At 38.1% G+C, this 23,259-nt stretch carries 17 protein-coding genes; 9 read left to right on the plus strand and 8 right to left on the minus strand.

Features of this window, described 5'->3' with window-relative positions:
- Positions 1–90: 90 nt before the first annotated feature.
- The gene (gene truA, locus ACFE6N_RS15695) at positions 91–843 is read right to left on the minus strand and encodes a tRNA pseudouridine(38-40) synthase TruA (RefSeq protein WP_378937959.1); all 753 of its coding nucleotides are present in this window, start codon (positions 841–843) and stop codon (positions 91–93) included.
- A 202-nt stretch (positions 844–1,045) separates the two neighbouring features.
- On the opposite strand from truA, the gene ACFE6N_RS15700 reads away from it, so the two are divergent.
- From ACFE6N_RS15700 to ACFE6N_RS15720, 5 genes are all read left to right on the plus strand, one after another.
- Positions 1,046–1,513: a DUF4293 domain-containing protein gene (locus tag ACFE6N_RS15700; RefSeq protein ID WP_378937961.1), complete on the plus strand. Its 468-nt coding sequence runs from the start codon at positions 1,046–1,048 to the stop codon at positions 1,511–1,513.
- Positions 1,514–1,529: 16 nt separating this feature from the next.
- The gene (locus ACFE6N_RS15705) at positions 1,530–2,090 is read left to right on the plus strand and encodes a DUF4256 domain-containing protein (protein ID WP_378938085.1); all 561 of its coding nucleotides are present in this window, start codon (positions 1,530–1,532) and stop codon (positions 2,088–2,090) included.
- Between the two features lie 7 nt (positions 2,091–2,097).
- A complete protein-coding gene (locus tag ACFE6N_RS15710; RefSeq protein WP_378937963.1) occupies positions 2,098–2,559 on the plus strand; it encodes a hypothetical protein in 462 nt (153 codons plus the stop codon).
- A 56-nt stretch (positions 2,560–2,615) separates the two neighbouring features.
- A complete protein-coding gene (locus tag ACFE6N_RS15715) occupies positions 2,616–2,981 on the plus strand; it encodes a DUF2200 domain-containing protein (RefSeq protein ID WP_378937965.1) in 366 nt (121 codons plus the stop codon).
- A 256-nt stretch (positions 2,982–3,237) separates the two neighbouring features.
- Positions 3,238–5,124, plus strand: a complete 1,887-nt coding sequence (locus ACFE6N_RS15720) for a DEAD/DEAH box helicase (protein ID WP_090984730.1) — start codon at positions 3,238–3,240, stop codon at positions 5,122–5,124.
- Between the two features lie 234 nt (positions 5,125–5,358).
- On the opposite strand, the gene ACFE6N_RS15725 is transcribed toward ACFE6N_RS15720, so the two are convergent.
- Positions 5,359–5,577 carry a hypothetical protein gene (locus ACFE6N_RS15725; protein WP_378937967.1) on the minus strand — a complete coding sequence of 73 codons (219 nt, stop codon included), beginning with the start codon at positions 5,575–5,577 and terminating at the stop codon, positions 5,359–5,361.
- Positions 5,578–5,787: 210 nt separating this feature from the next.
- Between ACFE6N_RS15725 and ACFE6N_RS15730 the strand changes: the two genes are divergently transcribed.
- The 4 genes from ACFE6N_RS15730 to ACFE6N_RS15745 all read left to right on the plus strand — a co-directional run bounded on the left by ACFE6N_RS15730 (position 5,788) and on the right by ACFE6N_RS15745 (position 12,362).
- Positions 5,788–7,632: an alpha-L-fucosidase gene (locus ACFE6N_RS15730; protein WP_378937969.1), complete on the plus strand. Its 1,845-nt coding sequence runs from the start codon at positions 5,788–5,790 to the stop codon at positions 7,630–7,632.
- Between the two features lie 264 nt (positions 7,633–7,896).
- Positions 7,897–9,483, plus strand: coding sequence for a bacillithiol biosynthesis cysteine-adding enzyme BshC (gene bshC / locus ACFE6N_RS15735; RefSeq protein WP_378937971.1), 1,587 nt, complete (start codon positions 7,897–7,899; stop codon positions 9,481–9,483).
- Positions 9,484–9,570: 87 nt separating this feature from the next.
- Positions 9,571–10,656 carry an Ldh family oxidoreductase gene (locus tag ACFE6N_RS15740; RefSeq protein WP_378937973.1) on the plus strand — a complete coding sequence of 362 codons (1,086 nt, stop codon included), beginning with the start codon at positions 9,571–9,573 and terminating at the stop codon, positions 10,654–10,656.
- A 521-nt stretch (positions 10,657–11,177) separates the two neighbouring features.
- Positions 11,178–12,362, plus strand: a complete 1,185-nt coding sequence (locus tag ACFE6N_RS15745; RefSeq protein WP_378937975.1) for a M57 family metalloprotease — start codon at positions 11,178–11,180, stop codon at positions 12,360–12,362.
- A gap of 81 nt (positions 12,363–12,443) precedes the next feature.
- Here ACFE6N_RS15745 and ACFE6N_RS15750 read toward each other — a convergent pair whose 3' ends face one another.
- From ACFE6N_RS15750 to ACFE6N_RS15775, 6 genes are read right to left on the minus strand one after another with little or no spacing between them, the layout of a single operon-like run.
- A complete protein-coding gene (locus ACFE6N_RS15750) occupies positions 12,444–15,116 on the minus strand; it encodes a glycoside hydrolase family 3 C-terminal domain-containing protein (RefSeq protein ID WP_378937977.1) in 2,673 nt (890 codons plus the stop codon).
- Positions 15,116–16,543 (minus strand): alpha-L-fucosidase, encoded by a 1,428-nt coding sequence (locus ACFE6N_RS15755; RefSeq protein WP_378937980.1) that lies wholly within the window; start codon positions 16,541–16,543, stop codon positions 15,116–15,118. Before ACFE6N_RS15755 ends, ACFE6N_RS15750 begins: the two co-directional genes overlap by 1 nt.
- Positions 16,544–16,559: 16 nt before the next feature.
- Positions 16,560–17,870: a vanadium-dependent haloperoxidase gene (locus tag ACFE6N_RS15760; RefSeq protein WP_378937983.1), complete on the minus strand. Its 1,311-nt coding sequence runs from the start codon at positions 17,868–17,870 to the stop codon at positions 16,560–16,562.
- 9 nt (positions 17,871–17,879) lie between these two features.
- On the minus strand, positions 17,880–21,230 hold the full coding sequence (locus tag ACFE6N_RS15765) for a VCBS repeat-containing protein (RefSeq protein ID WP_378937985.1): 3,351 nt from the start codon (positions 21,228–21,230) through the stop codon (positions 17,880–17,882).
- A gap of 54 nt (positions 21,231–21,284) precedes the next feature.
- Positions 21,285–22,616 (minus strand): cytochrome c, encoded by a 1,332-nt coding sequence (locus ACFE6N_RS15770; protein WP_378937988.1) that lies wholly within the window; start codon positions 22,614–22,616, stop codon positions 21,285–21,287.
- A complete protein-coding gene (locus ACFE6N_RS15775; RefSeq protein ID WP_378937990.1) occupies positions 22,616–23,203 on the minus strand; it encodes a redoxin domain-containing protein in 588 nt (195 codons plus the stop codon). The genes ACFE6N_RS15770 and ACFE6N_RS15775 overlap by 1 nt, the downstream gene beginning before the upstream one ends.
- Positions 23,204–23,259 lie beyond the last annotated feature (56 nt).

Below are 23,259 nucleotides of genomic sequence, written 5' to 3' on the forward strand. Positions count from 1 at the left end.
CTGACACCTTCTTAATAATTTTAAATTATACTATCTTTTATCACTATTTCTATAACGGTCGCTGCACCTTCCGCCTTAACTCGCGGCCTTCTACCTCAAATATGGATATTCTATTTTTACTAAATACAAACCACATGCAGGTACCGATTGCCCAGCCTTGCTACGGTTTTTACTTTCTATTATTGCCTTAAAAGCAGCTAAATTTATTTCTTTTTTACCAACCGACACCAAAGTACCCATAATGGCCCTCACCATGTTCCGCAAAAAACGATCTGCCTGTATGGTAAAAACCAGGCCACTTTCCTGTTCTTCAAATACCGCTTTAGTGATTTTACAATTATTGGTAAAAGTTTGGGTATTCGATTTACTGAAACAGGAGAAATCGGTATAATTTAACAAAACAGCAGCAGCCTCATTCATGGCTCCCACATCAAGCGGATCTTTTACCAACCATGACCTGTTAACCTTAAAAGGATCTTTTGCAAAGTGGATATAATATTGATAAGCACGTGCTGTCGCATCAAAGCGGGCATGGGCATCAGGATGTACGGGTATTATTTTTTTTGCAGCAATTTGATAGGGCAACATGGCATTGATGCCGGCTATGGCATTCAGCACCTTAAGTTCTTCTACATCTTCAACATCAAAATGTGCATAAAAATCTGTGGCATGCACTCCGGCATCGGTTCTTCCACAGCCCAATGTTTCGATAGGCTGCCGAAAAAAAACAGACATCGCCTTATCCAACAATTCCTGAACGGTGATCGCGTTAGGTTGCGTTTGCCAGCCATGGTATAAGCTGCCATCGTATGCCAATTGGATGAAATACCTTTTTTTACTCAAAACGATGCAAAAGTACAGTTTAACAGCCAAAGGGCAAAGTGCGAAGGCGAGAGTTTGGAGTTGGGCGTTTGTAACTCAGCGCAAATTCCCGTCACAAACAGTCATTAATGCTTCTTATATACGAATCTCACTCCTATCCACTAACTTTAATCTTCTTTCTTTTATCAAAAAAGGCTAGATTTGTTCTAATATATTTACATTCATGATACAAAGAATACAATCTATCTGGCTTTTTTTAGCCACTTTAACCCTTATTTTAATGCTTTTTTTACCAATTGCAACAAAAGTTGTCAGTGGTGATGAAAATCAGGTATTCACAAATGGCCTGCATTACTTTGTTAATGGAAAAAGCGGAAAGGTACTAAATGTTGACGTTTTCCTGCCCTTAATCATTACACACTCAGTACTGATATTGCTGTGCTTCATTAACATTTTCAGATTTAAAAAACGTACTCAGCAAAAACGGATTGCAGTATTTACCATTGCAGCTATTGCCGGGTTTGCTTTTTGGTGCAGCATTTATGTAAAAGAACTTCCTGGCGGCATAGAAAGTGCTAATTTTGGTATCGGCGCTTACCTGCCAGCTGTAGCGATCCTCTTTATTGTACTGGCTATTTTTGGCATCAATAAAGATGAAAGGCTGATCCGTTCTGCTGAAAGGTTGAGATAGTTTAATCGATTTCATGATGAAAAACCGAATGTTATCTACAGATCAAACCCGTGAATTGCTTAACTTATTAAAGCAACGTTTCGAAAAAAACATGAACCGGCACGAGGATATGGAATGGCAACTTGTACTGAATAAATTGGAAGCCAATCCGCAGAAACTTTGGGCACTGAATGAAATGGAAGAAACCGGTGGAGAACCGGACGTAGTTGATTTTGACAACAAAAACGGTATTTATCTTTTTTTCGATTGTGCCGCTGAAAGTCCAAAAGGACGTAGAAGTGTGTGTTATGATGCCGAAGCGCTGGCATCAAGAAAAGAATATAAGCCAAAAGACAGCGCCATTAATCTTGCAAATGAATGGGGTGTTGAACTTTTAACCGAAACACAATATCATTATTTACAGCAATTTGGCAAGTTTGACAGTAAAACCTCCAGCTGGATCAAAACACCTGATGATATTAGAAACCTGGGCGGTGCATTGTTTTGCGACTACCGCTATGGAAAAGTTTTCACTTATCATAATGGCGCAGAATCTTATTATGCAGCAAGGGCTTTCAGAGCTTGCTTAAGGGTTTGATTTTAAAATGATTATTAAATATCTATCTTTCAGTATCTCGATTGCCTTTATCTCATGGATTGTCGGCATGTTGATAAACGCTTTCATCAGAAAAACTGATTTTTATCACAATCACCTAAATCACCTTAATTTTATTAAAAGTGAAAAACTGAATAAAATTATTGGATTGCCTGTTTTTAAATGGATAGTGAAAAATACTTTTTTCAAATTTTTCAATCAAAAACTTAAACTTAAAGGCAAGATTGACAAGGCTGATTTAATTAAATTACGTGCTGAGATGACGACATCGGAAACAGATCATTTAATTGCGTTTATTTTTGTAACTTGTTTTGCAATTGTTGCTTTTTACAATTTCAAATTTAAATCTGGCGGCATTACCATGTTTGTAAACATACTCATGAATCTGTATCCGTCTTTACTGCAGCAAGAGAACAAAAGGAGAATAGATCAATTTATCAATAAATTTTAGATTTATATCCACTACTTATAAATATTGTCAAAGGAAAAGGAAATTAAAAGAATACAATGAAGGTAACCCCGGAGCATAATGAAAAAATAGCTAAAATGACTTTTTCATCTGTTTACCCGCATTACCTTACAAAAGTTGAGAAAAAAGGAAGAACAGTTGAAGAGCTGCACCAGGTAATTAACTGGTTAACAAGCTACAAAGAAGAACAAATCCAAAAACACATCCAACAGAAAACAACCTTTAAAGACTTTTTCGAACAAGCTAATATCAATCCGAAAGCGCATTTGATTACCGGTGTGATTTGTGGTTACCGGATTGAAGAAATTGAGTATCCATTGACCAGGCAAGTGCGTTATCTAGATAAATTGGTTGATGAATTGGCTAAAGGCAAAGCGATGGAAAAAATTTTGAGGGCCGGATAACTAATTAAAATTGATCGGTACTGATCAAATCCTGATTTCAGCCACTAATGAAATCAAGTTTTAATGCGGTAATCCGTTTAAAGGTTTTAAGCGACAATTTGCCCTTTGCCAGCCCGCCATTTTCTTTCTATTTTTTTAATCATCCTATTTCGTCCTTATTTCCAAACATTTAGCCTAAAAAACTATTTACTTGATTCTCTGTGAAATACAAAATATTAACCGTACCTTTGCGGCTCAATTAAAAATAAATAGACGAATGACAAACCCATTTCAATTATTGGGGATAAGTGATGACGTCGTTAATGCCGTAAAGGACCTTGGATTCGAAAATCCAACGCCGATTCAGGAGCAAAGTATTCCTGTACTGTTAGAAGGCACTAATGATTTTGTTGGTTTGGCCCAAACAGGAACAGGAAAAACAGCCGCATTTGGTTTGCCGCTGTTAGAACTAATCGATTTTAAAGTTAACAAACCACAGGCATTAATTTTATGCCCTACCCGTGAGTTATGCTTACAGATCGCTAACGACCTTAAAAACTTTTCTAAAAACATTGCTAATGCCCACGTTGTTGCCGTTTACGGTGGCGCGAACATTATGCAACAACTACGCGAAATCCGTCAGGGAATTCAGATCGTAGTGGCCACGCCCGGCCGTATGTTGGACATCATTGGCCGTAAGGCGATTGATTTTTCAAATGTTAAATATGTGGTGCTTGATGAAGCTGACGAGATGTTGAACATGGGTTTCCAGGACGACATCAACGACATTTTATCAACCACTCCTGATGACAAAAAAACCTGGTTATTCTCGGCTACCATGCCGTCGGAAGTTCGCCGTATAGCTAAAAACTATATGGATAACCCTGTAGAACTAACCATGGGCACAAAAAACACTGGTAACGTTAACATCGAACACGAATATTACATCGTTCGTGCACGTGATAAATACGCTGCCTTAAAACGAATTGTAGATTTTAACCCTGATATTTTTGGCGTTGTTTTCTGCAAAACGAAATTAGATACCCAGGATATTGCAGAACACTTAATTAAAGACGGCTACAATGCTGATGCTTTACACGGCGATTTATCGCAACAACAACGTGATAAGGTAATGCAGCGTTTCCGTGAGCGTAACATGCAATTGTTAATTGCTACTGATGTGGCTGCACGCGGTATTGACGTAAACAATGTAACGCACGTAATCAACTATTCTTTACCTGATGAAATTGAAAGTTATACCCACCGTTCTGGCCGTACCGGCCGTGCAGGTAAAACCGGTATCTCCATCTGTATCATCAACTCTAAAGAACTGGGCAAAATCCGTCAGTTAGAGCGTATTATCGGTAAACAGTTTACCAAAGCCGAACTGCCTACAGGATTTGATGTTTGCGAAAAACAATTGTTCTCACTGGTACACAAAGTACACAATGTAGAGGTTAACAACGAACAGATCGATCAGTACATCCCTCGTATTATGGATGAATTTAAAGATCTATCTAAAGAGGATGTGATTAAACGTTTTGCTTCGCTGGAATTTAACCGTTTCTTAGATTATTATGCCAAAGCGCCTGATTTAAATGCTGCTGTAGGTGAAGATCGTGGTGAAAGAGGTGAGCGTGGCGAAAGACGCGGACGCGGTAGCGAAGGCTATACCCGTTTGTTTATTAATTTAGGTTCTGTAGATGAATTTACCCGGGGCGATATGTTATCTTTTATCTGTAACAACGGTAAAATTGGTGGCAAAAGCGTTGGTAAAATTGATTTAAAAGGTGTTTTCTCTTTCTTTGAAGTAGAAGATGCTGTTGCAGACAAAGTTTTTGAAGGCTTTAAATCAGTTGAATTTAACGGTCGCCAGGTACGTATTGAGAAAAGCGGAGATAGCGGTCGTGGTGAAGGCGCTGGCGAAAGACGCGGTGGCGGTGAAAGACGTGGCGGTGGTTTCGGCGGCGAACGCAGAAGCGGCGGTGGTTACCGTGGTGGCGACAGAAGAAGTTCTGGCGGCAGCGGAAGACGTGAAGGTGGAAACAGCGGTGGCGGTTTCAGAGATTTCTCTGGACGTAGCCGTGATGAAAAAGGTGGAAGCGGACGTAGAGAAGGCGGAAACCGTGAAGGTGGAAGTGGCGAACGCCGTAAAAAATGGTAAAACATAAACCAAATATTTATAGCCGTTCTGATTATTCAGAGCGGCTTTTTTTTAAAATAAGAACTGGTTATTTATTACCGATGCACTGTTTCCTAACAAAGGTTAACTATTTATGCTTTTCAGCTCCAGGACAAAGCAGTATAGGCTATGTGATTCGCATTCATAAATTCGCCAAACAGCGAATAGGCCTTATTACCACTAAACCGCTGCTTTAAAGCGAATAATAAACCAGACTTATCCCCCTGGTTCTAAATTAAAGATTTGATAAAACTTATCTACCTCTTCTGGTTCAAGGGTATAGGTATATTCATAATCCGTATCTCCCCAGATGGCTTCAACTGATTTTCCAATATCATATCCATCAAAGTAAAGTTGATCACGATCAGTAAAATACAATTCCATCGATATTTTGATATCGGGTTTTTCCAGGTAAAATAAGGTAGCTTTTTCCAAGGTATTTAATCTGTTTTAGGCTAGTGATGCCGGAAGATAACATCCGGTACGAAATCTAACCGAATTTATAAATTATACAGCACCAAAAATACGATAGTAGAGTTAGCTCTTTTTCGTTTCAAGATATCGCCGAATGTCATAAATGCGCATCTTTTACACCAAATCACTTTCAGAATATTATCTTTAACGTTAGCTATACTAAACAACATTATGCGTTATTTAAGGTTTTTCTTTGTTTTATTCCCGTTACTTATTGGCAATAAACTTTATGCCCAACCAAAGGTATCTGATCAAAAAATGCAGTGGTTTGCCGATGCTAAACTGGGCATTTTTATTCACTGGGGCATCTACTCCGTAAATGGAATTTCCGAATCCTGGTCGTTTTTTAACAACTACATTAATCATAACGCTTACATGAAACAGCTTGATGGTTTTACTGCAGCTAAATACCAGCCCGCAACATGGGTAAATTTAATTAAAGAGAGTGGTGCCAGATATGCCGTAATTACAACAAAACATCATGACGGTGTTTCACTTTGGGACAGCAAAATGCCAGGTGCTACCACCACGGTAAAGCATAGTGCAGCCAAAAAAGATTTAATTACACCATTTGTAAGTGAACTTAAAAAATCAGGTCTTAAAACAGGTTTATATTTTTCATTACCTGATTGGAGCTATCCTGATTATGACGGTTTTACGCGTGACAGGAAACGTTACGACTATAAGCAAGATCCTGACCGGTTTAAAAAATTCCAGAATTATTTTCATGGACAACTCAATGAACTTTCCAACCAGTGCAATCCGGATTTAGTTTGGTTTGATGGCGATTGGGAACATAGCGGCGAAGAATGGCAGGCTAAACAAATATTGGAAAATCTGCGTAAGGCGAATCCAAATGTTATTATCAATTCGCGTTTAAATGGCCACGGCGATTACGATACACCGGAGCAGGGTGTACCGGTGTTAAAGCCTGCATCTCCAGAGTGGGAATTGTGTTACACCATGAACGATTCGTGGGGATACCAGCCTTATGACAACCACTACAAATCGCCGAATATGATTATCCGTACACTTGTTGATTGCATCGGTATGAGTGGTAATTTGTTGCTTGATATCGGTCCGAAAGCGGATGGAACCATTGCGCCTGAACAGGTTAAAATTTTAAAAGGTTTGGCTCGCTGGACACAAAAACATGCCGAAGCCATTTACGGTACACAGGCTGGAATCCCAAGCGGCCACATTGTAGGAAAAACGAGTTTATCCAAAAACAAAGATGTGTTATATCTGTATCTGGACTATAAAACAAAAAATGGCATTTTGCTATCAGGTATCAAATCGAAAATCAACAAAATTGAAATGGTTGGCAGCAAAGCGCAGATACATTCAATCAAATTAAATGAAACTGATTATTTACTTAATTTAAAAGAACCTGATTTCGACAGCGATGTAACCGTTATAAAAGTCTCCTTAGATGGTCCTATCGAACTTGCGGATAGTAAACAAGCCGCCCTTTCGCTGGCAGACCTGTATGCCGCGCCCAAAGAAAATGAGTTAACCAGCTTAAGCCTGAATAAACTGGCCGGTAATCTAAATGCCGGCATTAATATATTTCAAAACACCAGCTTACCTGCCGACGGTTTAGACTTTGACCCAGGCATTAAAAATGCGGATCAAAAAGTTAGTAACTGGGTAATCAAAAATGCCGAGGCCCTTTACAAAACCGGAAAAGGAATCCCTGGCGGGCATTACCAGGGCAACACCGCACTTTCTGCCGATAAACAAACGCTTTATTTATTTGTAGAAGGCACACCAACTGGTCCCATTGCCATTAAAGGCTTAAAAAACAACATCAGCAGGATCAGGATTGTAGGTGAAGGCACTATGCTTCCGCACGAAATTTATAACAAACTATATTGGAGCAAGATACCTGGTATGGTTTACATTCCACTACCTAAAGATAAACTGGATCCTGAATTAACCGTAATTGCTGTACTTTTAGATCGTCCGATTGACCTGTACCGTGAAAAAGTTGGCGCGATTGAAAGCAATCTTTAATAGAGAATCGTCCTCTCCACTGAAGCGCAATCCCGAAAGTTAAGTCGGGATAGCGATTTTTCAACATAGCCAAAATATATCTTCGCTACGGTTGAAAGGACGAATCCTCGAAAAACAAATCATTATTTTTTTTTATTTTTCCGTAACTGGGCCAGAACTATGGTTATCCTGATTGCTGTGACACCCTGGCAAAAATTATTTAACAATTGTAAAATAGTGGCGCGACTTTATAATTATCCTTAAATTGCATTACTTTCGCAAATCATGCAGGCAAAATATATTTCCTATCAGGAAACCGGATCATTTTCAAAACTGGTTTTAGATTATATTAACGACGAAGAACAGCTGAAATCTTTTTACAGTTACCGCCCGGATATGGAGGGTTTAGCCCATGCAATTGAACACAGAAATTTCCATGGAAACCGGACTACTTTAGTTCAGGTTTTGCAAGATCAATACCGGCATTTAAAGCCCAATAAATCGGTTACCAAAAATATAGAGCTTTTAGCCCTTGATAATACCTTTACGGTAACGACCGGTCACCAGTTAAATTTATTTACCGGTCCGCTTTATTTTATTTACAAAATCGTAACGGCCATCAACTTAGCTATTGAGCTGAAAATGGCCCATCCCGAAAAAAACTTTGTCCCGGTTTATTGGATGGCTACCGAGGATCATGATTTTGATGAGATCAATCACGTTAATGTGGATGAGAAACATATCAGCTGGATCCAGAAAACCAATGGTGCTACCGGAAGATTAAGTACCAAAACAGTTGCCGCAGCAGTAACCGCATATAAAGGATACCTTGGTATCTCAAAAAACGGAAAACGGATTGCCAAACTGGTAGAACAGGCTTATTTGCAACATGATAATTTAGCCGATGCGACCCGGTTTTTAGTGAATAACTTATTCGAGAAATATGGCCTGGTGATTGTAAATGCAGATGACGCTCAATTAAAAAAGCAGTTTGCGAATATTATTACCGAAGATATTATTCAGCATAATAGTGCGAAAAATATAGATAACAGCTCTAAAAATCTTGAAGAACTGGGTTATAAAACACAGGTTAACGGCCGTGATATTAATTTCTTTTACCTGATTGATAACCTCCGCGAACGCCTGATTTTTGAAGATGGCCAATATGTTGTCAACCATACCGAAATCAGTTTTACCGAGGCTGAATTAAAAGACGAAATCGAATCTCATCCTGAACGGTTTAGCCCTAATGTGGTGATGCGCCCCATGTACCAGGAAGTGATTTTACCTAACATTGCCTATATTGGAGGGGGAGCTGAAGTATCTTACTGGATGCAGCTGAAAGCAAATTTCGACTATTATCAGGTAGATTTTCCGGTATTATTGCTACGCAATTCTGCTTTACTGATAGACAAACGCAGTGCTGAAAACCTGTACAGACTGGGGTTCTCATTAGAAGATATTTTCCTTCCCGCAGAAGAACTGAAGAACATCTGGGTAAAACGGAACACAACTGCCGAGCTCAGTTTAGCCGATGAAACCCGGGCAATTAACAGCATTTTCGACCAAATTAAGTTAAATGCCTATAAGATAGATAAAACCCTCTCTGTTTCAGCAGATACGGCAAAACAAAGAGCCAACCGTTTGTTAGCAAACCTGGAAAAGAAACTATTCAGGGCAGAAAAAAGAAAACATGAAACAGCTTTGCAGCAGATTGACAACGTAAAGAAGAGACTATTCCCAAATGGCACGTTGCAGGAAAGGATTTTGAATATTGCACCCATGTATGTTAATTATGGAGAAGATTTTCTATCATCTTGCGTAGAGAATTTTGAGCCATTAGGCGGTGACTTTACGGTTTTGTTGCCATAATTTATTTTTTAGATCCGTCATGCTGAACTTGTTTCAGCATCTATTGAGACCCTGAAATAAATTCAGGGTGACGACAAATATTACTAAATGAACTTCATCACTTTTACCGAAACCAACCTACGAACCTTTACCTATCATGTTTTCAAAAAAATGGGCTGTTCTGATGAGCATGCCGGTTTAGCGACCGATGTTTTGATCCGCTCAGATTTACGAGGAATCGACTCGCATGGCGTTGCACGTTTAAGTGGCTACGTACGTCTTTGGGAAAAGAAAAGAATCAACGCCAACCCGAACATTAAAATTGTACATGAAACGCCTACTACAGCAACTGTAGATGGCGATGCAGGACTAGGTTTGGTTGTGGCGCCCTTTGCGATGCAGGTTGCTATCGAAAAAGCAGAAAAATATGGCAGTGGCTGGGTATCGGTTAAAAACTCCAATCACTTCGGCATCGCAGGTTACCATGCTTTAATGGCGGTAGAAAAAGATATGATCGGCATCAGTATGACCAATGCAAGCCCTTTGGTTGCACCTACTTATGCCAGCGAACGTTTACTGGGTACTAATCCTATGTGTTACGCGTTCCCCGCGGGAAAATACCCACCAGTAGTGGTAGATATGGCGACTGCAGCTGCAGCTAACGGTAAACTGGAAATTGCACAGCGCGCCAACAAAAGTATCCCGGATGGTTGGGTTCAGGATAAAAATGGGGAAAACTCTACCGACGCTAACGAATTAAAAAACGGTGGTTCGCTTCTTCCTTTAGGGAGCGATAAAGATCACGGAAGCCATAAAGGTTATGGATTAAGTGCAACGGTCGATATTTTATCGGCGGTATTATCCGGGGCAAATTATGGTCCATGGGTACCTCCTTTTGTAGCATTCTTAGAACCCTCTGCGAATCCGGTTGGTGAAGGACTTGGCCACTTTTTAGGCGCTATGCGTGTAGATGGTTTCAGACCAGCTGCAGACTTTAAAAATCACCTGGATAATTGGATAGAACGCTTTAAAAGTGCAAAAACAGTAGATCCCAACAAACAGGTTATTATACCAGGAGAGCCTGAGCACGAATTTGAACAGGAAAGAAAAATCAGTGGCATTCCGATCATTGATGTAGTGGTAAAAGACCTGAATGAGTTAGCTATAAAATTGGGTTTAGAAGAATTAAAATAATTGATTTTTGTTTAACCGCAAGGGACTTTTTGCGATCGTTGAGTTAGAAACTCAATCTTATTCAACATCCGTAGAGATTCTACGCTTAACTCTACGGATAGAAGCACTCAAAAAAATCGTCTCGACTGAAGCCCAGCGTAATGAGAGATCTTTTTATTACATGATCTTCTTATAGTCCCCTAATCTATTTTCCCTAACTTGTCTGCAGCGTTCCAAAGAGCTCTACGGATTAAGTACCAGAAAAAATCTTAGCCTCGCATTATGATTATTGATTCGAAAACTCAATCTTCTTGGGTATCGGTAGAGACCTAAGCTTAACCTTACAGACAGAATGTGCAATGATCAAATCATGTCATTAATTTCTGATAAGAATTGTTCTATCTTAACTAAATATGTATAACATCTACTAAATAATACTTATTTTAACGATATAATTCCACACATATTATCATATAATAATACATTTATGTAAATTAGATTTCAAATAATCTTATTATAAATCTACAAGATAAACTCAAACTATGATCAAAAAAAATCTTTATTCGCTCTTTGCTGTTTTATTCATTTTCATGATTTATTCATGTGCTAAAAAACAAAACATAGAAACCAAACAACACAGTGAAATACCTGAATCTATATTAGCTAGTATTAAAGAAATGGGATTTAATACCAATGGCATAACAATTATGAAAGACGGATATATTGTGGAAGGAGATATTTTTCTACCAAAATCTTCTCTAGGTAAGGCCAAAAACTCTTCAAACTTAATCATTGCTAAATCAGAGCAGTACCAAACCTATAATCTGGTTCAAAACTTGCCCCGTACAATAACAATTTCTGTTTCAAATTTACCAGCTATTTATTCGACAGCAGCAAGTAATGCCATCGGAAGATATAACTCCTTAAACCTGAAAATTAACTTCCAACTTGTTAGCAGCAACGGAAATATTGAAATCATTGGCTTTAATGAAGGTCCTACGCCTACGGGCATTAGGCTAGGCTTTGGCGGTTTCCCTTTTTCTGGAAACCCATTTAATCAAATTGGATTAAATACAAATCCCGCTGCATTTGGCACAAACCCAGATGTTGGCTATATTACCTCTGTAATTCAGCATGAAATAGGGCACTGCATAGGTCTAAGACATACTGACTATTACGACCGGAGTTATAGCTGTCCACAGCAGAGTGGGAATGAAGGTAGTAGTTATGATAGTGCTGACCCCCAAAGATTTTCAGGTGCGATTCAAATACCTGGAACCCCCGCTTCTGCCGAACCGAATTCATTTATGCTTGCATGCAATAATGGTGTAGATCGCTCATTTAATACAAATGACATTGTTGCGTTGAATTATCTATATGGTTATCCTACATATACGTATTCCTTTAGGGTTACAACAATGAGCAATACACCAACTTATTATGGATTAATACTTAATGGAACTCATATTGCGGCAACAATTTCGACCCCACCAGTAAATACAACCTCAACCTATGTTTATAACATTAATAGCTATAGCCCAAGTTCGACCTTAGTCGTAAAAATAAGTTCAGGATATATTCCGGTATCTGCCACAGCAAATGCAAACGGATCTACGGTTACTGGAGTTATAAATGCGACCGATAAAACAATTACTTTTTCTAATCTTAATATGTCTGTACAAAATGGCTATGTTTCCATCGCGCTAAAGAACTATGGATTAGATTAATCTTTAAAAAGCCGCAGATTTAACCAGAATCTGCGGAACTATTTCGTTGATGGTTTATGCTTTAACCATCAGCCTAGCTTCTTATGGCTTAACGCTCAAATTATCTTTTAAATAAAGTGCTTTACTTGATGATCCGATCATTATTCTATATTCCCCAGGCGCTACTTCCCATTCATTTTTGATATTAAGTGTTTGAAATACAGCTTTATCCAGCTTAAATGAAATATACTTGCTTTCGCCAACTTTTAAATGTACTCTTTTGAAACCTCTTAAAGCCAGAACGGGCTGTGCTAATTTGCTGATCAGCGGCCTCATATAAAGTTGTACCACTTCTTCACCATCGTAATTACCTGTATTTTTTAACTCGAAACTTACGGTAGCAGTTTCATTTTTAGCTATACTTTTACGGTCAAACTTTAAATTTTGATAAGAAAAGCTGGTATAACTCAGTCCATATCCAAATGGGAAGAGCGGCTCGCCACTTAAGTTATTGTATTCATCACCTCTACCGGTAGGCTTGTGATTATAAACCAATGGCAATTGCGATTCATCAACCGGGTAAGTAATTGGAAGTTTACCAGATGGACTTACCTTGCCGAGCAATACCGCTGCAATGGCGCTGCCGCCAGCCTCGCCAGGATACCAAACATTTAAAACTGCGCTTACTTTATTTAACCAGGGCTGCATATTAATAGCGCTTCCACCAGTTAATACCACGATAACAGGTTTTCCTGTTTTTACGATTTCTTCCAACAATAATTCCTGGTTGCCGGGCAGATTGAGCATTGCCCGATCTAAAAACTCGCCTTCTTTTATCCCGGCCACAAATACGATTACATCACTATTTTTTGCCGCAGCCACAGCATCTGCTATTTCATTTGATTTTTTGATATTGTAATCCCAAATCAGTCTGATCTTACCATTGCCTTTAGGTTCAAAAAATTCGATCCGGATGGCATATTCTTTATTTTTTTCGAAATGAAAAGGAATTGTCCTCGTATTAAAGGACTTTTTGTCCCAGTTGTCGATCAATAATTGATTATCAAGATATAACCGGTAACCATCATTACCTTCCAATCCGATATTAATATCTGCATTTTGTGGCACTTTAATTTTACCATCCCACCTTACCGAATAATCATCCAGTTGGAGCTTTTGATCAGGTGGGTATAATGTCCAACTGAAATTAACTACCTTATCATTAATTTCTTTAACTACTTTTCCAGAGAGCAGAAGTCCTTTGTAATAAGTCCCTGTTAATCCTGTTTTCCCATTCGTGGAAAGAAACTGGCTATCAACTGGAAGATAAGAATGTAGTTCTCTGCTGCTGCCTTTTAAATAATTAACCTGAACATCATTAGATACTGCGCTTTTCAGGCCATCCAGTATATTGATCTTATGGTTTCCTGTGCCGCTGTAGCCACCCAATCTGGCTTCGATCGCATCCTCCCCAAGGAGCAAAATACGCTTTGCACTTCTTAATGGAAGCGTGTTATCATCATTTTTTAAAAGCACGAAAGATTTTAAAGCGGCTTCTTCAGCTAACTGATGATTACTTTGATCGCCCAGCATCTTTTCAGCAATACTTTCATCTACGTAAGGCTGCTCAAAAAGTCCCAATTCGAATTTGGCTTTCAGTACCCTTGTCAAGGCATCGTCCACTCTCGATTTGGGAATACTGCCATCTAAAAAGGCGGGTAAAAAAAGTTTGTAATGGTTATAATCTACCTGAAAAATTACATCAAGGCCTGCATTAATAGATTGTGCCGTGGCATCTTTATAATCTTTAGCCGTAAAATGCAATACATTGGCACCTCCAACGGCACCTGCATCAGAAATAACGAACCCTTTAAAGCCCCATTCCGATTTTAGCTTATTAGTGAGCAACCACTTATTGGAAGTTGCAGGCCTACCGAAAACGCTGTTGTAAGAGGTCATTAATGAACGGATGCCTACATTTTTAACGCCGTCTTTAAAGGCAGGAAAGTGGATCTCTTCCAAGAAATGTTTGTCCAATTCAATTGGGTAACTATCACGTCCACCATCGCCTACATTGGCAATAAAATGCTTTGGTGTAACAATGATATTCTGTTTTTCAATGGCGCTCATAAAAGCATGTCCCACAACCGTGGTTAGATAGGGATCTTCTCCATAAGTTTCTTCTACCCTGCCCCATCTTACATCTGTAGCCATGTTGATTACGGGTGCCAAAAGATCTCTCAAGCCACGCGTCCTGGCTTCACTACCAATAGCTGTACCGATCCGGCCCACCAAACCAGTATCAAAAGTTGCAGCCAAACCAATTGATTGGGGAAAAGCTGTAGCGCCCTGCCTGACCAAACCATGCAAAGCTTCATCAAATGGAATAATCGGGATGCCCAAACGGGTTTCCTCCACAAAATATTTTTGTATTTTATTAATTTTTTTAGCCAGGGATAGTCCATCTTCAGTGGTATTATAAGTTAACATCTGTTGCGCATTACCGGTTCCTTGCGCAGCCGCACTTACCTGTAAACCAAAAATACCATGCCTAAATTTATCTTTGTTCTGTTCGGTTACATCGCCAGGAATCATGAACAACTGCCAAAATTTTTCTTCAGGGGTCATTCTCGAAATCAGGTCCTTTACCCTTAAATCGATGCTTAACTTCGGATTTTTATAGGGTAAAGACTGGCTTTTCTTCACCTGGGCAAAAAGGCTGCTGCATAAAAACAATGCAGACCACAAGCATAAGTATCTTCTCTGCTTCAACATTACTGGTTGGTTTCAGGCGTAAAAGAGAAAGTTAATGCAATTTTCTCGTCGGTTTCTGGAAGATCAAAATGTACTTTGCCATTCATCAATTTCCATTTTACTTTTTGCTTATTGCTTAATAAGGTAATGGTTGTCCCTTTTTTGGGGATGCTACCCTTCCAGGAAATTTCTTTAGGTGCAATTCCATTCAATAGCGTGATGCCATAGATGGCTTTGCCATCTTTGCTTTGGGTAAACCAGTTTTGCCCGTCATGGTAGTTTCTGGTATTCCGTGTTCCATAAATGGCTGTACCATTTTTTGAAGTCCACATCCCAATTTCTTCTAATTTTTTAATCACATCGTCAGGCAACGTCCCATCGGCCTTAGGTCCAACGCCCAAAAGCAAACTTCCGCCTTTAGCCACTATTTCTACCAGTTTATGAACCACTTCTCTTGCAGATTTATACTGATCGTTGGGTACAAAACCCCAGGCTCCGCCTAATGTCATGCAGCTTTCCCATGGATAATCCAATTGTTTTTCAGGGATTTTCTGCTCAGGCGTCTGGTAGTTTTCAAACTGACCATGTACTGTTCTGTCAACCACAATCAAACCAGGTTGCACTTTTCTGGCATCAGCTGCAATTTTAGGCATATCAATATCCTGACTCCATTCCGGAATTGGCGCACCCCATGAAAGTACCTCATCATTTACGCTGGAGCGAGGGCGAACCCACCCGCCATCTAGCCATAAAATATCGATACTTCCGTAATTGTTCATTAATTCGTTGACCTGGTTCTGCGTATAGCTTTTGAACATGTTCCAACGCCATGGATTCTTTCTGATATCGTAATTGTTATTTCTATTTGCTGTAGCGTATTTATCCCACCAATAATATTGAGAATGCCAGTCGGGTTTTGAAAAATAAGCACCGATCATGAAATTCTGCTTACGGAAAGCGTCGAATACATATTTGGCCACGTCTTTTTTAGGATTATTGGCAAATGGACCTTTTGCAATGCTGTAATCGCTTTCCTTGGTATCGAACATCGCGAAGCCATCATGATGTTTGGTGGTAAAAACCAGGTACTTCATTCCCGCATCTTTACCTGCCTTTGCCCACTGCTCGGGGTTAAATGCTGTTGGATTAAACTTCTCACTTAATCCCCAATACCATTTTTTATAATCATCGTATTTCATGGTACTGTCTCTTTCAATCCAGTCTTCCGAACAGATTGACCAGGATTCGATAATTCCAGGAATAGCATATATGCCCCAATGGATGATCATGCCAAACTTTTGGTCTTGCCAGTGTTCCAGTTTCTTTTTTACGGCTTCATCTTTTGGCCATTCGTAAATTTCAGATTGTGGCATGATGTCATTTTGCTGTGCATTTGAAAATTTAACCAGCGCAATCAAAGCAATTAGTAGGATATATATTTTTTTCATGTTATGCTATTTACACTTAATATTTCTTCATTTTAATTTTTTCGACTTGATATGCACCGATATTTCTACCTTCAACTTGACCATTTTCGATAGCCGGACGGAAATGAATGCCACCATAAAGTCGGCTAATGGCAGCTTCGCTAGCAGCTTGATTAAATGAGGTAAAACTTCGCACAGGTAATCCGAAATCGACCTCTGTATTATCCTGATATTTAAAATTATCCCCAAATATTTTAGTCAGTACAAATGCAGCAGCGGTTGACGCTACGCTATGCCCGCTTGGGTATTCAGGAAATGGAGGAGTTTGCAAAATTGGGAGCCAGTTTTCGTCTATATTGGCATTAATAAATGTTTCAGGCCGAATATAATTACTCCTGTATTTTTCATCCCAGCAACTTATAAAAGCATCAAATAGTGCGATACAGGTTAAGGCATACGCAGAACTACTTTGAACATAATTATAACCTTTTAATCTACAAGCAATACCAGCTATTGAAATCCAGTGTGCTCCTGGAGAAATCTTTTTCGTTGCATAATTCATATGCCCGTTCAGATTTAAAAAGAATGGATTGCAATCCCAAAACTTAGCAATGTCAAGCTGTTCTTTATCTAAGTTTTTACCAACCGTATAAACTTCATTTGCATTGATATAAAAAGCACTGTTTTTATCTTTACTATATGGAGGAGGAGCCGCAGGTTTAAATTGATTTGCAGCTTTCATAGCAAGGGGTCTTATTCTATTCCAGTAAGGTTCTACAGCTGCCATATACCCGGGAGGCGTTGGTGCCCAATTACCTTCCTGCTTTACTAAACTGTACCTTCTTAATTTACGTGTTTCTTTATACTGGTCCTGATCAACCCATTTTAACACCGTATCTGATACCGTTTTACCATATACAATTGAATTTTTCACTATCGTATCAGGATAGCCCTTAGCCTTATACCATGAAAGTATACTATCTAAACTATCTAAGGCTGCTTGTTCGGAAAAAACAAGTTTTTTTCCGATTTGCCAATAGGCATATGTTGCAGCAAGCGAATAGCTGACTTGTTTTTGGTCTGGATAGGGAATGCCCTTAAAGCCGTTCAACTGCCCACTTAATGATAAAAAATGTTTACAGTTTTTAACCTGAATTTCGTATGCGGCGATGTTCGCATAAACAAATATCCTACTGACAACCGGAGGAGAAAAGATGTCATTTACTATGATATCTGAAAGTGCTTTTTGTGACCTGTGTAAAGGCAAAGGGTCATTTTCATTTTTCTGCCACTGCCCGTTGGCATTTATTGCAACGCTGAAAATAAACAAAAACAAATATCTCTTCATTACCTTGGTTTAATTATTAGTTTTTAGCAGTTCAACCTGGTCGTTATTTTTAACAATAATTATTTTGTTTGTCTTCTCTTTAATCTCAATCATATTTCTAACATCTCCGTCAATATAAAATCCTGATTCATATGGAGCTAGAGGTTTAAAATCACCTTTGCCATTTCCAATTAAAAGTAGTCCTAAACTGGCATCAGCCTGACCGAGCTGTACCCTGTAGGGATAAAAATTACCTACTAAAAGTATGTCATCTTTTCCATCTTTATTAAAATCATCTATGATAATGCCCCAAGTACGCGAGAACTGTGCTTCGATAGGCAAGGTTTTAATTGTAAATTTTCCATTTCCATCGTTTAATAAAACAGATGTTTCCAATTTTTTACAGAAAAACTTCTGGCTTTGATTCAATTGCTCTGGCTTAAACAACTGTTCAATTGTGATATCTGCGAAGGAACTATAATTTAAGAATCGTTTTTTTAACTGCACCATCTGATCGAGTAACTCATCTCTGGATGCCATTGGATAGTTTTTACCTTGAATGTAATAACACATGATCGGATCCATCACACCATCTCCATTAAAATCTGAAGCATAAATAGTTAGTGGTTGTTGGCTACTAGCCTTAAACTGATTATTCAAGCCACAGTTTCCAGCAATGAAATCAATTGCCCCGTCATTATTCACATCCATAGGTACAATTTTACTCCACATACCATCCGAACTTGCTAAGCCCGAATCTTTGTCATAATGTAACTCACCTCGATCATTTTTAAATTTCATTAGCGGCATCCAATCTCCACCAACCAATAACTCCGGATACCCATCGCCATTTAAATCTTGCCATACGGCTGTTATAACCATTCCTGGATATTCCAATTCAGGTGCAAATTCTTTGGTTACATCATTAAATTTAACAATTCCTCCTTTTGATTCGTTACTTAATAAATAACTTTTATTACATAAAGGAAAAGATCCTGGCTTGCTCATGCCGCCCACAAATACATCTAAATCTCCATCTTTGTCAAAATCAGCAACGGCAATTGCCTGTTTACTGCTCAACATTTTTGGCAAGGCATCGTTTACCTTAGTAAATATTCCATTTCCATCATTTAAATACAGTCGGTCCTGATATTCAGGCGAATTTTCATCATACTCATTTCCACCGCTAACCACCCATAAATCCAGGCTTCCATCTCCATTTGCATCAAAGAAAACAGCATTCACATCTTCACTAGCTTTATCTTCTTCCCACGGCTGACTTGGGGACTGACTATAGTTACCTTCTTTATTTCCTAAAAACAACCTACCTGACTGACCAATTGCACCACCGATAAAAATATCTGTTATACCATCACGATTAACATCAGCTTTGCATAAAGCAGGACCATATTTAGATAATTGATATGGCAAAAGCGTTTCTCCCTTAAAATCCACAAAATCGTTTTCTGTATGCTTGAATTTTAATCCTGATGCAATTGTAGCATCTATAAAAAGTGGTTTTGTTTTAATAAGATTTGTTTTATTACTAATAGCTTCGTGCTGGCTAATAGCCAGTGCCTGATTTGCCTTTACATGCTCCATCAAACTTTCTTTTCCATCTGGCCAAATAATTTTCACATAATTGATTTCAGTATTTTTACCTAAACCGAAACAGATACTTTGATCTACGCTGGATTGATAACCGCGAACTACATATTTTTCCTGAAACTGCAGATTTTCGGCCGTTTTGACATAAATTTTTGCCCCTATTGCTGCTGTGTTTAATCCTGTTCCTTTAAGATTAATTTTTAAATAATTTGATTTCTGTAACTCTAAATTATTCTTATAAATCATAACGGGTGAGTTGATATTACAAACAATTAAATCCAGGTCGCCGTCATTATCCAAATCGGCATAGGCAGCCCCATTTGACACTGAAGGTGCAGATACACCCCATTCTACAGCTTTATTTGTAAAGGTCAGGTCATGGTTATTAGCAAAAATGTAGTTTGATATTTTATTTGATGGCATTTTTTTCACCAAATCAAACGTCTGGAATTTTAAATTGCCTTGCTTTAGCGATTCTTTTTGCGCATTGGCAACTGTGTACTTAAGGAAATCCATGTCGGTAAAATCTCGCAAATACCCATTAGAAATAAATAAATCCTTCCAGCCATCGTTATCAAAATCAGCAAACAAAGGCGTCCAGCTCCAATCGGTATTGGAAACACCTGCCAACTGCCCAATTTCACTGAAACGCAAGCTACCATCTTCGGCTAACCCTTCGTTTAAGTGAAGCATATTTCTCATTTGCTGTTGGTAATACCCACTATCAATTAGCAAATGGTATTGATCATATTCATCTGGACCCTTGAGCAGTTTTTGCCGATGGTTATCTTCGGGTAGCATATCCAGCGTAATAATATCAGGACGTCCATCATTATTATAATCAGCAATATCTGAACCCATTGAATACTTCGAGATATGCTTAATCGATTTTCGGATACTTTCTGAAAAAGTTCCATTTTTGTTATTAATATAAAGGCAATCTTGTTCAGTATAATCACTTGAGGTATAAATGTCAGGCCAGCCATCGTTATTTAAATCACTGACCGAAATACTTAAGCCAAAATTCAAAGCATTATTAATGATTCCAGAGGTTAAGGTTACATCTGTAAAGTGAAATTGACCGTTTTTAGAATCGTTTCTGAATAAACGATTCCCAAATTTCATATTAGGTGTAGCACGTATCTTTCTGGTATTTAAGAAAGGTTTATAAGTTTGATTAGAATGATTTAATAAAAACATATCTAAATCACCATCATTATCATAATCAAAAAATGCAGCTTGGGTAGACTGGGTTCCGGGAGCATCCAGCCCATAGGCTTCGGCCATTTCTTTAAAAACCGGCACTCCAGCCCTCAACCCTTGGTTTATAAATAGTTCATTTTTAAGTTTGTTATCCGGAAATTTACCAGAATGGCAAACATAGATATCAGGTAGCCCGTCTGCATTTACATCAGCTATGCACACTCCGGTTGCCCAGGTGCCATTGCCACTTACATTTGCCTTATTGGTAATATCTTCAAACTTCAAATTGCCCTTATTTAGGTACAATTTGTTATCTACTTCATTGGCTGAAAAAAAAACATCAGGTAAGCCATCGCCATTAAAATCGGCCACCCCAACACCTGATCCATTGTACAGGTATTCATAATTCATAATATTCAGCGAATCGGTTTCAACTACTTTGTTTACAAAATTAATATTGGTTTCTTTTGCCGATAATAAAGTAAACAAAGGCATTTGACCATTGGCATTTTTAACAAAAAATACCAGCACTAAGCATAAGGGTGCAGATAACCACATTGTTATTTTCATGAAATTAATATTAAATCAAGCCAAAAAATAAATCACGATCGCTAATTGGCCTCTTTATTTTAAGATAATTTGTTCATCATTCTCTTTGTAAGGCAAAAACACAAGTAACATTGTCAGCATTTCATCTGTAGATTTCATATCATTTGCTGAATAAACATTTCGTGGTGGACTACTGGGATTATGAGGATTTTCCTTCGTATTGTCGTAAGTACCTTCAATAGTTAATATGGAGCCTTTCGGAATTTTCACCAATTTATCAAACTGGTAGATTTCCTGCCACCTAAAATCCCAGGATGGAATAGAAACAAGCTGTATAGTATCTTTTTGAGGAGTAACAGCATATGACTTGAAAACTTTGCCCAAATAATGCATGTGTGGCCAAATGTATAACAAGGATTGGTCTTGCGGTGTGGTAATTTTTAGTTCAAACTTCCTAACCGAATCCGCTGGAATAAAAAAATAAGGCTCAATAGACTTTTCACCAACGCCGGCCGACCCTAAGCTAATTACCTCAACCTTTCTTTCGATTGGTTCTTTTTTAAAAAAGAAATTTACACCTGAAATATTTTCTTCTTCTTTTGAAACTGGAGCATAATGTATAGTTAACAATATGACACCACGCTTTGGCATAACCCAGCCAAAGTTATTAGGATAAGATTCGTAGGATGTTCCTGGAATCCATCCTCCGTAATACGTCATTGTCTTTTTAAATGGGAAATACTGCGAATATTTTGTTCTGTCATCTTCAGTTAAATTCAAAAATTCAGCTCCCTGGTTAATATCTATGTCACTTGCTACAGGGTGAATTGCAAAGTTGGCGTGGTGCACAACTTTTTTATTGGAAGAAAAAAACTCCATTGCTTCTACATTTTTTTCTGTACCAATATCAAATGGAATTTTAAAAACTATGAACCGCTCTTTGTTATCACCTAAAACTTTAAATGCTGAAGTTGTTTTTAAAACAAGGTCTGGTTTTCTTGAATACTGTGTACCTTCTATATATGTTTTAACAGCTACTTTTGGTGTTTCACCAGCATCACCAACCGGCATTTTAGCATCAACCCACTTTAATATGGTTTGCTTTTCTTCATTTGTCAATGATCTATCGTTTTTAAATAACCGATAGTGATTATCTGGTTTCCACGGTGGCATGTAACCAGATTGAGTTACTTTTTTAATGAAGGAGGCTCTTTTCGCTACATCCCCATAGGTGAGTAAGGAGAATGGCGCGGCTTCCCCAGGCCTATGACAAGGTTGGCACTTATTTTGAATAATGGGCGCAACATCTTTGTAATAAGTTATTTTTTGGGCTTTAACACTATTCAAAATAGTGAATGTGCTTATTAAAATGGTAATACTTTTTAATGATAAAGATTTCAGACTCATTATATGTCGTTAATTAAGCAACCTATAGGAATGGTTTTTTTGAATGTCTGTTTGCCATTTAACTGATCTTTTATTGCTTGTTCAAGGTATTTTTCTGTAACTACCAGACGTTTTTGACCTAGCGAAGAAGCCCAATTATCAATTAATCCGCTGTAGGTTATCGCCCCCATTTTATTGATCAAAAAAACTTCTGGTGTAGTGGTAGCATTCAAATATTTAGACAATTGCTTATTTCTGTCTATTAATAAACCGAAATTAATACCATATTCATTCTTGAGTGCGTTTATGTCTTTTGACGAATAACTGTTACCTGGAATAACACCATAAAAATTAATGTCTTTATTATCATTTTGAAGTTTTACCAAGCCTGGTAAATAGTTTTCACATAATGGGCATTCAGGACTTAAAAATACAATCACTGTTGGTTTATATAAATTAATACGACTTTCTTTGCCACTTAAATTTATAAGTTTGATCTTATTTAGTTTCGTTACAGATACTAAATTTTCTTGAGCTTGAATCCATAAGGGAGCAAGGGTTACGTTAAGGAAAAAACTCAGTCGGTAAAAAACATTCAATAATTTCATTGCTTTTAATTAAAAAGAACCCTTAGTAGTTTACTAAGGGTTCTTTCAATTTAGTG

This window comes from Pedobacter sp. BG31 (assembly GCF_042464845.1).
Lineage (GTDB): Bacteria > Bacteroidota > Bacteroidia > Sphingobacteriales > Sphingobacteriaceae > Pedobacter > Pedobacter suwonensis.